The following is a 13,901-nucleotide window of genomic DNA, read 5'->3' as shown; positions in this document are numbered from 1 at the left end:
CTATTTTTAATCCTCCGCCAAATGCTCTTTACAAAAAGCAGCTAACGCCTCTTCTTCTTCCGGTTCCATATCAAAGTCGAGATATCGATCGGTCGAAGCCTCATAGAAATGATAGGAGAGAATCCGCGACTGCTCCCCATCCACCATAAAGACCGTTTTCACATATACGCCGTTCTCCACGTACAGCTCGTCCTCCTCGGGAACGTCCAGATCAAACCTAAATTCATATCGTTGACCCGATAATATGCCGTATGGATCCCGAATGGATTCAACGGTGTATTCCTTGATTGTCAGCAACATGTCATCTCCTCTGTTATAATGGCTTTCATTAACGACGAATCACACAGACGATACGAACCTATTGTTGGTTGGCCTTATACACCTTGAGCAATTTCCCTTTAACGGTTGTATTCTTCATCGCTTGCAGTACAAGCTGGCCCTTCCCATTCAAGATATCTACATACGAAACATTATCTTGAATCGCAATAATGCCGATGTCCTCCACCGTCACCCCTTCAATCTTGGCAATCGTACCGACAAAATCCACGGCGCGCAGCTTCTTTTTCTTGCCCCCGTTGAAGTACAGCTTCATAATTTCTTTGTTCAGCTCTGCATTCTTATCCTTCTTGAAGATGGCTTGCGCATCCGATTTCTCCTCGAAGGCGGCTTGACTCTGAGCCACCAGCTCTTTGGACGGTGCTTCTGCAACAGGGATGGTAAACCCGATATATTGTTCAATCTCCGCTACAAATTTGCCCTCATGGGGAGTTGCGAATGTGATGGCTTTTCCCGCTCTGCCCGCGCGGCCTGTTCTCCCTGTACGGTGTACGTAGCTTTCCTTCTCTAAGGGCAGATCATAATTAATCACATGCGTAATATTCTCGATATCAATCCCTCTTGCCGCTACATCCGTCGCAACCAAGTAACGGAATTGGCCTCTGCGGAAAGCCTTCATGACTTCGAATCGATTGTCCTGCTCCATGCCTCCGTGCAGCCTGTCACAGGAATATTCCAATTCGGCTAATTTCACAAACACCTGATTCACCTGCTCCTGCGTCCGGCAAAAAATGATACAGCTGTCGGGCTGCTCCACGATGGTGACATCTCGCAGAAGCGAAAATTTATTCGCTTCTTTTACTTCAATGAGCGAATGCTCGATACGGTCCGTCGTCATTCCTGCTGCCTTTATCTCAATATGGACGGGATCCTTCATGTAGGTAAGGCTTAGGTTCTCGATGTCCTTGGGCAAGGTCGCCGAGAACAGCATGGTGATGCGATCGGTCGGCAGCTCCTGTATGATGGCTTCCACTTGCTCGATAAAGCCCATATTCAACATTTCATCCGCTTCATCAATAACGAGGTATTTCAAGCGCTTCAACGTAAGCGTGCCTCGCTTGATATGGTCAAGCACACGTCCCGGCGTGCCTACAATAACATGAGTCTTCTGCTTCAACTCCGTCGTTTGCAGGGCAAAGGGCTGCTTTCCATAAAGGGCGGTCGCTTTAATCCGCTTATAGCGTCCGATATTGGTTATATCCTCTTTCACTTGAAGAGCTAGCTCCCGCGTTGGCGTCAGGATCAGCGCTTGCGGTTTATTTTCATTCCAATCGATCTGATCGCAGATCGGAATGCCGAATGCAGCCGTCTTGCCGCTGCCCGTCTGCGACTTCACGACAAGATCGCGCTTGTCCAGCGCGACCGGAAGCACCTCGCGTTGAACCTCCGTAGGCGACGCATATCCTAAGCTATCCAGCGCTCTTACGATGTCCTCACTTAATGTATAATCTCCAAACCGTTTCTCGCTCATCGAATACCTCTTCTACTTTATGCTATTTTACATACTCATAGGGATAGATGCTTATACAACCCATTCGCTGCATGCATCCCTCCATTATACCCCATTCAAGGGAACTGCAAAAAAATAAAAACAATCTCCCCTCATTTTATCCGCATGTAGTAAAATAAGATGGCACTCATCTAATCGATAAACATACGGACAACGTGGGCACATAGGAATGAGAGATCGATGAGAATTGCTACGGAGAGGATCACGTTTGAATGAAACTGATTTGGAATAAAGTGTTTAATCAGTATTGGAGCCCTTATGTCGCAATCGGTATTGCGGGCATTCTAAGTGCGCTATACTTTGGAATTACCAAAACCGTATGGGCGGTGACAGGTGAGTTCACGCGTCTTGGCGGGCATATTCTACAGCTCTTCGGAGTCGATATCTCCGATTGGGCTTATTTTAAATTGATCCACATGGATGGATCTACGTTCACTCGAACAGATGGCTGGATCGTATGGGGAATGTTTATCGGCGCACTGATTACTATTCTGCTCGCCAACAATTTCAAAATAAGAGTGCCCAAGCAAAAACGCCGGTTGATTCAAGGGTTCATTGGCGGAATCATCGCCGGGTTCGGCGCTCGATTGGCGCTCGGCTGCAACCTCGCCGCCTTCTTCACAGGCGTACCGCAATTTTCATTTCATGCCTGGATATTCATTGTTGCGACAGCAATCGGTACGTATCTGGGCGTCAAAGTCGTGAGCACCAGATGGTGGAAAGGCAAGCCCGTTCTACGGAAGGGGAATACCGCTCCCCAGATCCAAGAGCGCAGAAAAATCCAGCCTTATATAGGGGCTGTGCTCGCAGTGGCCTATGCAGCTCTCATCCTATATTTCTTCCTGTCAGGCAAGACCATGCTCGGCGTAGCCGCTATATTCGGGGCAGCCTTCGGCATTCTGATTGAAAGAGGGCAGATCTGTTTCACCTCTGCGTTCCGTGATCTATGGATCAGTGGCCGGGCCTTGATGACGAAAGCGATCACCTTTGGGATGGCCTTAAGCTCGGTTATCACCTTGATTATTATTTTGGCATACGGCCTGGACCCGATTACGAAAATCGCCGCTCCTAGTACGTTTGTCGGCGGTATTCTGTTTGGTATTGGGATCGTCATGGCTGCCGGCTGCGAGACTGGCATGATGTACCGGCTGATGGAAGGACAGGTCGTCTTCCTGCCGGTATTCATCGGCAACATCATTGGCGCCACTGTCCTTGCCTATGCATGGGATCACATGGGCGTCTATAACCTTCTCGTGAAGAGCGGTTCGCCTGTTAATCTCATTGAAGTGATGGGGCCGGCAGGTGCGCTGATCGCGACGCTTGCACTGCTGGGGGCAGGATTTGCGATTGCGGTATTCTGGCAGAGAAAGTACAGATTCGGAGTTGGATTCAAGAAAGGGGACGTCAAACATGTCGGTTGATTACACGTTAGATCTTAGAGGAGAATCTTGTCCTTATCCGGTCATTTATACACTGGAAACCTTGCGCGATATGAAGAAAGGCCAGCTGCTTCAAGTCATCTCCGACTGCGCGGCAGCCTTCCGCAATGTACCGGAGGAAGTCGTTAAGCATGGCTATACGATGGCCCAAGAGCCTGTTAAAGACGGACCGGAGTTCACACTTTATATTACAGCCTAAGCATGCTAACGAGAAAGGGTACCGCTAACAGCGATTCAAGCTGTTGACGGTACCCTTTTTTATCCGGCTTAACGTTGGTCTTCCTGATTCACATCGCCGACTTCTTGATTTGCTTGCTTCGCAGCTGACCGCAAGCAGCATCGATATCTGTTCCGTGCTCCAGACGAACACTGCAGCTAATCCCCTGCTTCTTCAGCGTATCGTAGAATGCGCTCACGGTATCCTGATCGCTCCGCTGATATTGATCGAGCTCATCTACCGGATTGTACGGGATTAGATTCACATTGGCGAGACGCTGAGTACCGATTAGCTCAGCAAGCTCAAGAGCATGCTCGCGTTGATCATTGACGTTCCTGAGCAAAATATAGCTCATTGTAATTCGGCGATTCGTATTCTCGAGGTAGTAATCGATAGCCGGCATCAATTTCTCGATTGGAAAGGCACGGTTAATTTTCATAATCCGCTCACGAAGCTCATTATTAGGCGCATGTATGGAGACCGCCAGATTAATCTGCAGCCGGGTATCTGCGAAGGCTCGGATTTTGTCCGGAATTCCGCTGGTTGATACCGTGATATGTCTGGATCCAATAGCGAGTCCCTTGTGATCGATAATCACGCGCAGAAAATCGACCAGGTTGTCAAAGTTATCGAACGGCTCGCCAATTCCCATCACGACCACATGGCTGACCTTCTCGCCCTGTTGCGCTTGGTCCAGATGAAGCTGAACCTTCATAATTTGCTCGACAATTTCACCACTGGATAGATCGCGGCTCTTCGTTAACAACCCGCTCGCACAGAAGCTGCACCCGATATTGCAGCCTACTTGAGTTGTGACACAGACCGATAAGCCGTATTTATGTCTCATTAATACCGTTTCAATGAGATTCCCATCGGTCAGCTTGAACAAGAATTTGATCGTTCCGTCCGTCGATTCTTGCTTGACGTGCTCGGTCAAGGTCTGGATGACATAATGGTCGGCCAGCAGTTGAATACATGCCGGATTGACATCCACCATTTCGGAGAAGTCGGTTACCCGCTTCCGGTACAGCCAATCCCAAACCTGCGAGGCCCGGAACTTTCGATGCCCGTGCTCCAGCAGCCATGCCGCCAGCTGATCAAAGGTTAATCCATAGATGGATTGTCTATTCATGTCGCATATCCTCTTTTCAAAACTTCAACCTGCATTCCACATCGTTTGAATGGGCCGAAGCAATTATCCTGCTGTTATTGTCCCAAAATTATAGAGGTAAAGCAAGGTGACTATAGCTTCCATTTCGTGAATAATAGAGCGCCGGCAACAGCCATCCTCCTTATTCCTATATAAAATTCACAATAATAAGCAGACCGTCGGCTCGCGATTTATTAATATGTCATCAATAGTACATTGACATACATAGTAATACTCGTGATAATGTATAGACGGGGTGAACCATTCATGAAGGAAAGCAGTATCAGCAGCGATTTGATACGAGGCAATATCGATACCATCATTCTTCGTGTATTATGCGACGGGGACAATTATGGCTACGAAATCATTAAAGCCATATCCAAGAAGAGCAGCGGTCGATATGAATTAAAGGAACCTTCCCTCTATACAAGCTTGAAGAGGCTAGAAGCCCAGAAGCTCATTCAGTCTTATTGGGGCGATGAGAGCCAGGGCGGCAGACGGAAGTATTATAAGGTGACGCCCGCGGGCATTGACGCCTATCATAGTAATCTTGCCGATTGGACCACCGCCCGTGAATTAATCGGCAGATTAATTGAGAAACAGGAGGAGCCATCATGAGCCAGTTACATAGTCATGTGGACCAGCTATTCAGGGGTTACAAGCAGACGAAGCAAATTGCGGAGCTAAAGGAGGAGATCTTGAGCAATCTGGAAGCTAAGGCTGCTGATCTTATATCCACTGGCATGCCGCACACAGAAGCGATCCGTAAGTCCATCGCAAGTATAGATCATGTGGATTTTCTGATGGACGGCCGCAAAAGAATCCGATTGCTCCCTTACAGCCTTGAATTGCTGCAAATTGCATTGTTATACGTTCTGGTTGCTTGGGTCATCACCATTCCACTTGCAATGCTTGGTAAAGGGATCGTGCTGAACACCCTTCTGCTCGTAATCGTCATCATCGCCGGCCTACTGTTCCTCATCCTTCAATTCAATAAAAAATGGGTTACCCACGGTATCTTGACGACTTATCATTATAAGGGTGCCCTCCGGTTGAGGAGGCTGGCTTGGCTGCTGTGGAGTTTGTTTGTCATCCTTATGACCCTTAATACGACAGCCCTCCAATTTGGAAGCAACCTGTGGTTTTCAAGACCGGTGACACTCTCAGGCCCTTATCAATTCGCAATCGTAGGCGTTCGATATGCTTTGCCCTTTATCTCTATCATTATCCCGCTGCTGATCCACGCTTCCTTGAGGCTTGCTCCCAAATATGAAGCAGGTGATGCACAATGAAAGCGAGAAATAAAGCCATCCTTGCGCTGCTGGCAGCCGGGATGATTTTGTTTGGGCTCGTGCATGGCGTTATTCTGCCTAAGATAGAACAAGACGAGCTGAACTATATCGCCGCTCAGCAGGATCCATTAACACATGACATCGAATCTGCTAAGCGATTCAAGAATAAATATATGGGCAATGCCGGTAATTTAGCGAACCTCTTTCAATCCTTGCCTCTAAGCGACATCAGATTTACCTTCCAGCTGTACCCGGACTTATTAACGGCAGAGCTTCACTACAGAACAACAGAGGAGAGCATCAAAGCAGAGCTTCTGAATCGGGCGCTTATCTATAATGCGACTGCCGGTTTTGCCCTTATCGATAACCTCGAAGTCATCCACTTTTATTTTATGGGGACATCCTATAAGGTTTCGCGGAGCGATGTTGAACAGTGGTACGGGGTTCAAGCTTCAAGCTTAATCCAGAATGAGGCATGGGTGGACAGCGTTCAACGCGAGCTTGAAGACACGGCTTATGTACGCAGCGCTGCGAAGGCACTGCTCATGCGAAGTGTGGTTGAGAATTGAGGGCACGGGCTCCATCCGGTTGTCCTAAGGCAAAAAGGAGCAATAAACGATGTCCTTCATGGACAAGCGCTTATTGCTCCTTTTTGCCATATTATGTGAATAACACTTTGTCTACATTGTATTTCGCTCTGAATTTATTGATGATGTAGGTTTCGTAAATCTCACGGTCAACGGGATCCTCAACGACGCAAACATCAATTTTCGTTACTTCATTCCGATGCTCTTTGATGACCGATACCGTATCTTCAAAATGTTTTTTGATTCGGGGTCTAAGCTTCCTGGCTTTGCCTACGAACAGCAGATCCCCTCTCGCGTTGTAAAACATGAAGATTCCGCCTTTATCTCTCGGTATCAGATGGAAATCCGTAAATCCGTAAATATTGCTTAGCACCGGAGCATCCTGTTTCGCAATGCTGACATCCGGCGTTGGAATGGTAATGTTGATCACTTAAGCTCACTTCCTCATTCTATATAGGTGTACATACGCGGCTCGTCCTTTTTGGATACGAACCCGTTAAACGCTGCCTTATCAATATACCATATGCTATTTTAAAAAGCCCTCGTGTTTTATCACATCCGATTGGGCTCACCAGCTAGGGCAGTCTGTAGAAAGCAAATGGTGCCCCATAACGAAATGGTTCACTTATTTCATTCAACGCTTGTGTTACTTCTGAATCGAGCTGAATGTACACACTCTTCAAATTATCCTCCAGCTGCTCAATACGCGTTGCGCCGACAATCACGGTCGACACAGCGGGTCTGCTCATCAGCCATGCAAGTGAGATGCCGCTGGACGTATGCCCGTGCTCCGCGGCCAGGCTGCTTACATTCCGTCCGAGCGCGAGCGTGCTGTCATTGATAAATCGTTTAAAGCTCGGGTCGGTATTCGCTCTGGAACCTAAGGGGACCTCAGCGGTCACGCCATATTTTCCACTAAGAATCCCTCCAGCCAGCGGGAAATACGGAATGATCCCGACCCCCTGATCGAGACACATCGGGACAAGCTCCTGTTCGGGTGTACGATCGGCAAGGGAATAGCTAATTTGAGTGGAGGTGTATCCGGCGTATCCCTTCCTTTCACTAATGCCCAGCGCCTTCATTAATTCCCAAGCTGCATAGTTGGAGGCTCCAATATAACGAACCTTCCCTGAGCTTACCATATCATCCAGCGCGCGCAAGGTTTCTTCCAGCGGCGTATTCGGGTCAAAGGTATGGATCTGATACAGGTCGATATAATCGGTGTTCAGCCGTTGGAGACTATCCTCCAGCTCCTGCTGAAGATGCAAGCGGGATGAGCCGCTCGCATTCGGTCCCTTCCCCTTCACTAACCCGGCTTTCGTAGCCAGCACGACATCGCGCCGCCTTCCCCCCAAGGCTTGTCCAATAATACGTTCCGATTCTGAGTTCGCATAAATATTAGCCGTATCGATAAAGTTTATCCCGCTGTCCAAGGCATGATGTATAATCTTAATGGAGGTGTCTGAATCCGCACGTTTTCCAAATGCGTTGGTTCCCAATCCTAATACCGATACTTCGAGTCCACTTCTTCCAAGATGACGATATCTCATAGCTCTCCGCTCCCTTACACCGTAGATTGTGGAGCTGACGGCATCAGCATGTTTTCTTTCTTCTGAATACCCCGCTCCTTAGACCAGTCATACGTTCTATTCTACTCTACTATGAAATAGGAGATGAAGCATGGATGCTAAATCAGAATGAAATGCTGCACATAAACAAGGAGGGGTGGAACAAGGTAGCCGATCAGTTTTTCGCAGGCTCCTTTGACACACTTGGGTACGGCTCCTATGCACCTACGGAGGAACAGTTGAACTTGCTTGGCGATATTAAGGATCGTGTTGTCTTAGAAGTGGGATGTGGAAGCGGCCATACCCTGGAATACCTCGCCAAGCGCGGCGCACGTGAATTATGGGGCGTCGATATGTCAAGCAAGCAGATCGAAACTGCCCAAGAAGTCGTCTCCCCGTTGAATACCCCCGTCACCCTGATCGAATCGCCCATGGAGGACATCCCCGGTCTCCCTATGAATTATTTTGACATCGCACTCTCGGTCTATGCGCTGGGCTGGACCGTGGATCTGCCTAAGACACTTCATACTATCTACAATAGCCTGAAATCAGGCGGTGTATTCGTATTTAGCTGGGAGCATCCCATACATAGCGTGGTCGAGTATAATAATGAGCAATTGCAATTTAGACGTTCCTATGTGGCCGAAGGCAGCGAGCGGCATGATTCCTGGAGAGGCACTCCCATCATCATGCACAATAGAAAGATAAGCACCTTCATCAATGCCCTCATAACCACTGGATTTATAATCGACCAGGTCGTCGAAGATTCATGCGTAGCGGATGACGATTCGGTCAGTCCGGCAAAATGGTATTCCGGAACGAAAGCCAGACTGATCCCTTCTACCTTGATTATCCAGTGCCACAAACCCCGTTAGGCTAACTCGCCAATAAAGGCTGCCCCGAATCGGCATCATTTTCAACGCAAACGAAAAACCGCCTATCTCAAATCGTGACTTGAAATAGGCGGTTCAATTTTCGCTCTTACAACTTTTTATTACTTCCCTGCTGCTATCGGTACCTCACTGGGTTGCTGCGTAAGCGTCAATCCGACACACCTTCAACATCCCGGAAACCTCTGAGATCATGAAGGCGCAGCGTGCTGGAGACGCCGAGCGATGGGCTGCCCCATCCGAACGATCCCCAGCACGCCGATTCGTGCCGATACCAGTTGCTCCCCATCTCCTCTTCGACGGAGTGCACGGGCGTGCCGGTCACCGTTCCGGAGACCGATCATAGAGCCGTCGAAGCGTGCCGGACGCACTGTTACGCCAGAGAGCGCTCTCCGCTCCCGATCAGTGCACCGGCCGAAGCGGTCAGGGCCACAGCATCAACCGTCCGGTGCGGCGAATTTCCTCACGTCCGGCTCGAATGTCGCTCCATTGGACGGGTCCAGCTCCACGTGGGTGGTTCCGCGACCGTCGGTCAGCACATGCGAGAGCCGACGATGGGGACGCGGTCGGCGCTGGTGCGCATGTGCGCTGAGACGACACGAGGAACACCGTCGACGATGTAACCTACCTCGACCGTGAACATCGGGAGATCGAAGATCCAGCGGTTCGCGAAGCTCACGGCGGTCAGCGTCCCGGTGAATGACGAGCCCTTCACGCGGAGGCGCTCGATGTCCGCCTGACGCCGCCGGGCATGAGCGATCGAGCCGAGCAACCGCAGGAGCGCGATGGCGGCCCAGAGGGCGAAACCGGCTCCGACGACGGCGCCGAACTCTGGCGGGATCGTCGGCGACGTCGCGATGGCCTCGAGGTCGAAGGGTCGCGACGGATCGCTTGTCAGCGTCCAGAGCAGGAGGACTCCCGCGTCTGCAGCGAGTCCTCCTGCGATCGCGAGCGTCGCGAACAGGCCGGCGACCCTGGTCTGTCCGAACTGCTCGACCGCTCGCGAGTACACTCCGACGGTCGCACCGATCGCGACGAACAGCAGCACCACGGCGACGCCCACTGTGACCGGATGACCGAGGAGCATGCTGATTGCCGGTGTCGGCGCCAGGCCGAGCAGGGCGCCGAACGGCACGGAGCCTGTCAGCGCCCACAGTGCAGCGGCTGCGAGCAACCACGGCAGCAGCGGAGCCGCGCGTCCGACGCGACGTCCCGGCCGGAGCACCGTCATCCGTCCGTCCGTGTCTGTGGTGGAGAATAGCGGCAGCGTCTCGATGTGCTCCTGCTGCCCGTGCTTCTGCTGATCCTCAGAAGCATCCCTCATCGGCATGGCCATACACCTTCACATCCATAATTTTTTTTAGCTATATTTTACCACATCTTGAATACTAGCAAGCGTCAAACCAAACCCCCTTCTAAGCTTCGCTTACGCATGAGAAGATGAAGGCAACCTAACGAACGAGGAGGCTGCCTAATGAATGCCAGAGAACAATTGCGACAGGACTGGGCCATCCTTATTGCAGTTTACAAAACCAGCGGTCTCACTATGTCTGCCTGGTACGCGGCGAATCGATTCACAAAAGACCAGCTAAAATACTGGCTCTACAAAGCAAAGAGAGAATCCTCCAATCCCTTCCAATTCCAGTAATTCAGTTTATCTCAGCCCTCATCTTGGCTACAAGGCGGGGGCTATTTGACGCTTAGGTTGCTGCGTTTGTGTCTTGCGTCTCCTGGGATTGCTTGGCCTCCTGGATACGCACATCAGCAAAGCCGAGTGAACTCAATACACCGCGCGTCGTAAATAATCGGCCGCTGAGAACGATGCTATTATTTGGCCGAAGTACGACGCGGGCGCGCCCGTCAGCGGATTGCAAAGAGAAATTGTAGTCTCTTGCGGTCCCCTTTTTCTCGCCAAGCACCAGACCAAGGCCGCTTGTTAGCGGTTTTACGGGGATGTACAACGTTCCTTTGTGCGTTACGGCGAATTGAAGTGGAATTATCTTATCGCCGCTGATTAGTTCTTGTTCATAGCGTGTGACGATTTGCGGGGTCCATTCTTCCAGCGTATCCGGATTGATTTTAATGTCGACAATATCGTAGTTGCTTCCCATATATTTCGGCTCAAAGCGCTTCAGCTCCGTCGCTGCCGCTTTTCTTATGCTGCCGCTGGCTGCTTCCATAATATAAGGGGTACGGGTCGGTTCGTTATAGACGAACAGCGTTTCCTTCTTTACAGGGTCAAATCCTTTGAGCGTTCCATAACCAAAATGTTTGACACTGCCGTCGGCGGCATCCAGCAGCAATATTTCGTTTTTCCTCTCCTTGGGGTTGAATACCCCCAGCAGCAGGCGGCTGCTGTCCAGCCAGTACAGCTTTGGGTACTTGGTACTGGTGAATAGCATCTCCCGGATTTCACCCGTCTCCCGATTCTTGGTGAGCAGGCTCTTGCCTCCCCAACCGCCATCTTCGGCCGAACTAACGAGCGTATAACCGTACTTGCGGTCAGGCGACCAGTAGAAGGATAATCCGTGAAAAACAATTTGATCTTGAAGCTGTAAATAATAGCGGGGGTCTCCAAAAAAAGAATACCAATCAGGCATGTCCTTCACATTGATGCCGTATTCCGGATCACGAATGCCATCTCCCATATTGTAATTGTTCGGGGAAGGCCCGCCGAATTGGCTGTTTAATTTGAACCATTTCCCTTCTTTATTTTTCACAACGGTAACTGCACTTTCGAAGCTTACTTCATCCGGATACCAGGTAAAGAATTGCATGCCGGTAATCGGATCGGTAAATCCCCCCCGGACTATAGATAAATCCTGCGCAGCTGCTTGTGTAGCAGTTGTTGACGGATCGGAAGCAGATGCCGCAAATGCACCAGTAAGAGATGCAGCTGCGATAGCTCCGCTTAATAAGGCACTAATTGCGATCTTTTTCAATGATTACGCTCCTCTGCACCGTGCATGAACCCATCCGATCATGTGGGTTAACCATTACGATCGTGAAGGGTTACTGCATTCATATTGGGACGACCGCCAGCTGCGATCAACTATTAGACGCACCTTATTTGCAATATGTTCCATTTTAAGGGAAAAGCCACGGATGATTACGATGCGCTTCAACGCAGTTGGCAATAGAATAGCCTTCTACGGAGGCTCCTTTATTCATTGCCATATTTCAGACGAGACTTCGAAAAAGTCGAATGACGATGAATCGATAGAGCCGGTTATCAGCGGCTCTTCGATTCCAGCCAGACTTACGTTTGCCGCTTCTCCAGCAGGCGGTTTTCCTCTTCAATCCGACTGACGTCAATACGCTCGAACAGCAGCGATAAGCTCTGGATTTGTCGGTTGGCGGGTACGGAAGCAAGACGCCACGCGGATTGCTCAAGTGAGAGGAACGTTCTTATTGTCTCGCAGGAGTAGGGAATGAACGGCTGCAGCAAATTCGCCAGATTGGCGATGATTTGTACGCAGGTATGGAGGGTAACCCCACATGCCTGCGGGCTTTCCTTGATTTGTGCCCAAGGCTTCTGTTCATCGAAGTATTTATTGGCCCGGCGAACGCAGGAAAAGATCAGCTCGATCGCTTCCTTCAGATGCCCGCCTTCGATAAGGGTACCCGACTTTACATAGAGCTCTGTCAGGATCCTCTCCCATTCTGCATTCCGTTCTCCTTCAGGTATACGGCCCCCAAAGGACTTCTCGATAAAAGCTAACGTGCGGTTAACGAAATTTCCGAATGCACCCAGCAGCTCCCCATTATGACTATAGATGAACTCCCTCCACGAAAAATCCGTATCCCGCTTCTCAGGGCCGTTCGCGATTAGAAAATACCGGATGGAGTCCGGATGGTAGCGGCCGATCAGGTCCGGTACCCAGACCGCCCAATTGCGGCTAGTCGAGAACTTTTTCCCCTCCAAGGTCATATATTCGCACGAAATGATGCGATCGGGCAGATGTAATCCCCCAGCTCCCAAGAGCAGTGCCGGCCATACCAAGGTATGAAAAGGGATATTGTCTTTACCATGCACGTAATAGGCGGTTATTGGCTCTCCGCCATCCCGCCAGAAGAGCTCCCAATCGCCGCCCGTCTCGGCCGCCCATTGTCTGCTGGCCGATAAGTAGCCGCTGACCGCCTCAATCCACACGTAGATTTTCTTATCCTCAAACCCTTCGACGGGAACATCTACGCCCCATAATAAGTCTCTCGTTGCAGCACGATCGAGAAGACCCTCTTCCAGATACCGCCCCGTCAGTTGCACAGCGTTGTCCCGCCACCCCTCGGCTTCGCCGGCATACGTGGCCAATTCCGCCTGGAATCGGGAGAGGGCCAGATAATAGTGCTCGGTTGGCCGCTCTACAGGCGCGTTTCCGCATAGCTTGCATATCTTCTCGGCTAAATCGGCGGGATCAAGCAGGTTCCCACAATAGTCGCATTGATCGCCCCGCGCACGGTTTCCGCATACCGGACACTTCCCCTCCACGTAGCGATCGGGCAAAAATCGCTGATCGGTCTCGCAGAACGTCTGCTGGTTCGTTTGTTTGTACAAATAGCCGTTGCCCAGCAGCTTTAAGAACAACTCCTGTACTACTTGATGATGATAGGGTTGATCCGTTCGTGTGTATAAGTCATACGAGAACCCCAACTGCTTGAAGCACTCGGCAAACTCCTGGTGATAGCGGTCTGCGATATCGCCAGGGTTGACCCCCTCCTGAATAGCTTGAACGGCGACAGGCGTCCCATGGCAGTCGCTGCCCGATACGTACAACACCTGCTCCCCCTTCGCGCGATAATAACGTGCCAGCACATCGCCCGGCAGTAAACTTGCCAACCGACCCAAATGCAAGGAGCCGTTCGCATACGGCCATGCGCCGCCAATAAAAATAGGTGCCATGCAGATATCCCC

The 13,901-nt window shown here is 50.5% G+C and carries 16 protein-coding genes; 7 read left to right on the top strand and 9 right to left on the bottom strand.

Annotation, left to right across the window (positions count from 1 at the left end):
• Positions 1-6 precede the first annotated feature (6 nt).
• Positions 7-297, bottom strand: coding sequence for a DUF6509 family protein (locus NNL21_RS21970; protein WP_204820446.1), 291 nt, complete (start codon positions 295-297; stop codon positions 7-9).
• A gap of 61 nt (positions 298-358) precedes the next feature.
• A complete protein-coding gene (locus NNL21_RS21965) occupies positions 359-1,807 on the bottom strand; it encodes a DEAD/DEAH box helicase (RefSeq protein ID WP_204820303.1) in 1,449 nt (482 codons plus the stop codon).
• Between the two features lie 251 nt (positions 1,808-2,058).
• Between NNL21_RS21965 and yedE the strand changes: the two genes are divergently transcribed.
• Positions 2,059-3,267 carry a selenium metabolism membrane protein YedE/FdhT gene (gene yedE / locus NNL21_RS21960; RefSeq protein WP_204820304.1) on the top strand — a complete coding sequence of 403 codons (1,209 nt, stop codon included), beginning with the start codon at positions 2,059-2,061 and terminating at the stop codon, positions 3,265-3,267.
• Positions 3,257-3,484, top strand: a complete 228-nt coding sequence (gene yedF / locus NNL21_RS21955; protein ID WP_204820305.1) for a sulfurtransferase-like selenium metabolism protein YedF — start codon at positions 3,257-3,259, stop codon at positions 3,482-3,484. The genes yedE and yedF overlap by 11 nt, the downstream gene beginning before the upstream one ends.
• A gap of 88 nt (positions 3,485-3,572) precedes the next feature.
• On the opposite strand, the gene rlmN is transcribed toward yedF, so the two are convergent.
• Positions 3,573-4,634 (bottom strand): dual-specificity RNA methyltransferase RlmN, encoded by a 1,062-nt coding sequence (gene rlmN / locus NNL21_RS21950; protein ID WP_204820306.1) that lies wholly within the window; start codon positions 4,632-4,634, stop codon positions 3,573-3,575.
• Between the two features lie 285 nt (positions 4,635-4,919).
• Here rlmN and NNL21_RS21945 point away from each other — a divergent pair, with 285 nt between their 5' ends.
• Genes NNL21_RS21945 through NNL21_RS21935 form a run of 3 tightly spaced genes read left to right on the top strand, consistent with a single transcriptional unit; the run spans position 4,920 to position 6,513 of the window.
• Positions 4,920-5,270: a PadR family transcriptional regulator gene (locus tag NNL21_RS21945; protein ID WP_204820307.1), complete on the top strand. Its 351-nt coding sequence runs from the start codon at positions 4,920-4,922 to the stop codon at positions 5,268-5,270.
• Positions 5,267-5,944, top strand: a complete 678-nt coding sequence (locus NNL21_RS21940; protein WP_204820308.1) for a permease prefix domain 1-containing protein — start codon at positions 5,267-5,269, stop codon at positions 5,942-5,944. The genes NNL21_RS21945 and NNL21_RS21940 overlap by 4 nt, the downstream gene beginning before the upstream one ends.
• Positions 5,941-6,513: a DUF4825 domain-containing protein gene (locus NNL21_RS21935; RefSeq protein WP_204820309.1), complete on the top strand. Its 573-nt coding sequence runs from the start codon at positions 5,941-5,943 to the stop codon at positions 6,511-6,513. Before NNL21_RS21940 ends, NNL21_RS21935 begins: the two co-directional genes overlap by 4 nt.
• 91 nt (positions 6,514-6,604) lie before the next feature.
• On the opposite strand, the gene NNL21_RS21930 is transcribed toward NNL21_RS21935, so the two are convergent.
• Both NNL21_RS21930 and NNL21_RS21925 read right to left on the bottom strand, forming a co-directional pair.
• Complete coding sequence (locus NNL21_RS21930; protein WP_204820310.1) at positions 6,605-6,961, bottom strand: nucleotide excision repair endonuclease; 357 nt, start codon at positions 6,959-6,961, stop codon at positions 6,605-6,607.
• A gap of 145 nt (positions 6,962-7,106) precedes the next feature.
• The gene (locus tag NNL21_RS21925) at positions 7,107-8,081 is read right to left on the bottom strand and encodes an aldo/keto reductase (protein WP_204820311.1); all 975 of its coding nucleotides are present in this window, start codon (positions 8,079-8,081) and stop codon (positions 7,107-7,109) included.
• 134 nt (positions 8,082-8,215) lie between these two features.
• On the opposite strand from NNL21_RS21925, the gene NNL21_RS21920 reads away from it, so the two are divergent.
• Positions 8,216-8,974: a class I SAM-dependent methyltransferase gene (locus tag NNL21_RS21920; RefSeq protein ID WP_204820312.1), complete on the top strand. Its 759-nt coding sequence runs from the start codon at positions 8,216-8,218 to the stop codon at positions 8,972-8,974.
• A 166-nt stretch (positions 8,975-9,140) separates the two neighbouring features.
• Here the strand turns inward: NNL21_RS21920 and NNL21_RS21915 are convergent, their stop codons facing one another.
• Positions 9,141-9,299 carry a hypothetical protein gene (locus NNL21_RS21915; RefSeq protein WP_204820313.1) on the bottom strand — a complete coding sequence of 53 codons (159 nt, stop codon included), beginning with the start codon at positions 9,297-9,299 and terminating at the stop codon, positions 9,141-9,143.
• Between the two features lie 222 nt (positions 9,300-9,521).
• Positions 9,522-10,325 (bottom strand): hypothetical protein, encoded by an 804-nt coding sequence (locus NNL21_RS21910; protein ID WP_256555390.1) that lies wholly within the window; start codon positions 10,323-10,325, stop codon positions 9,522-9,524.
• Between the two features lie 138 nt (positions 10,326-10,463).
• On the opposite strand from NNL21_RS21910, the gene tnpA reads away from it, so the two are divergent.
• A complete protein-coding gene (gene tnpA / locus NNL21_RS21905; protein WP_204820314.1) occupies positions 10,464-10,637 on the top strand; it encodes an IS66 family insertion sequence element accessory protein TnpA in 174 nt (57 codons plus the stop codon).
• A gap of 52 nt (positions 10,638-10,689) precedes the next feature.
• Here the strand turns inward: tnpA and NNL21_RS21900 are convergent, their stop codons facing one another.
• The gene (locus tag NNL21_RS21900) at positions 10,690-11,931 is read right to left on the bottom strand and encodes a hypothetical protein (protein WP_204820315.1); all 1,242 of its coding nucleotides are present in this window, start codon (positions 11,929-11,931) and stop codon (positions 10,690-10,692) included.
• A gap of 317 nt (positions 11,932-12,248) precedes the next feature.
• On the bottom strand, positions 12,249-13,889 hold the full coding sequence (gene metG / locus NNL21_RS21895) for a methionine--tRNA ligase (protein WP_204820316.1): 1,641 nt from the start codon (positions 13,887-13,889) through the stop codon (positions 12,249-12,251).
• Between the last annotated feature and the right edge of the window lie 12 nt (positions 13,890-13,901).

It is taken from the genome of Paenibacillus mendelii, assembly GCF_024498075.1.
In the GTDB taxonomy this organism is placed as follows: Bacteria; Bacillota; Bacilli; order Paenibacillales; family Paenibacillaceae; genus Paenibacillus_Z; species Paenibacillus_Z mendelii.
This window is presented reverse-complemented; position numbering and strand designations above follow the sequence as displayed.

Excerpts from the sequence above, each read along its gene's own strand:
- NNL21_RS21925 (WP_204820311.1), bottom strand. The coding sequence starts at position 8,081 with ATGAGATATCGTCATCTTGGAAGAAGTGGACTCGAAGTATCGGTATTA.
- NNL21_RS21935 (WP_204820309.1), top strand. The coding sequence starts at position 5,941 with ATGAAAGCGAGAAATAAAGCCATCCTTGCGCTGCTGGCAGCCGGGATG.
- tnpA (WP_204820314.1), top strand. The coding sequence starts at position 10,464 with ATGAATGCCAGAGAACAATTGCGACAGGACTGGGCCATCCTTATTGCA.
- metG (WP_204820316.1), bottom strand. The coding sequence starts at position 13,889 with ATGGCACCTATTTTTATTGGCGGCGCATGGCCGTATGCGAACGGCTCC.
- NNL21_RS21965 (WP_204820303.1), bottom strand. The coding sequence starts at position 1,807 with ATGAGCGAGAAACGGTTTGGAGATTATACATTAAGTGAGGACATCGTA.
- yedE (WP_204820304.1), top strand. The coding sequence starts at position 2,059 with ATGAAACTGATTTGGAATAAAGTGTTTAATCAGTATTGGAGCCCTTAT.
- rlmN (WP_204820306.1), bottom strand. The coding sequence starts at position 4,634 with ATGAATAGACAATCCATCTATGGATTAACCTTTGATCAGCTGGCGGCA.
- NNL21_RS21940 (WP_204820308.1), top strand. The coding sequence starts at position 5,267 with ATGAGCCAGTTACATAGTCATGTGGACCAGCTATTCAGGGGTTACAAG.
- yedF (WP_204820305.1), top strand. The coding sequence starts at position 3,257 with ATGTCGGTTGATTACACGTTAGATCTTAGAGGAGAATCTTGTCCTTAT.
- NNL21_RS21945 (WP_204820307.1), top strand. The coding sequence starts at position 4,920 with ATGAAGGAAAGCAGTATCAGCAGCGATTTGATACGAGGCAATATCGAT.
- NNL21_RS21920 (WP_204820312.1), top strand. The coding sequence starts at position 8,216 with ATGCTAAATCAGAATGAAATGCTGCACATAAACAAGGAGGGGTGGAAC.
- NNL21_RS21910 (WP_256555390.1), bottom strand. The coding sequence starts at position 10,325 with ATGGCCATGCCGATGAGGGATGCTTCTGAGGATCAGCAGAAGCACGGG.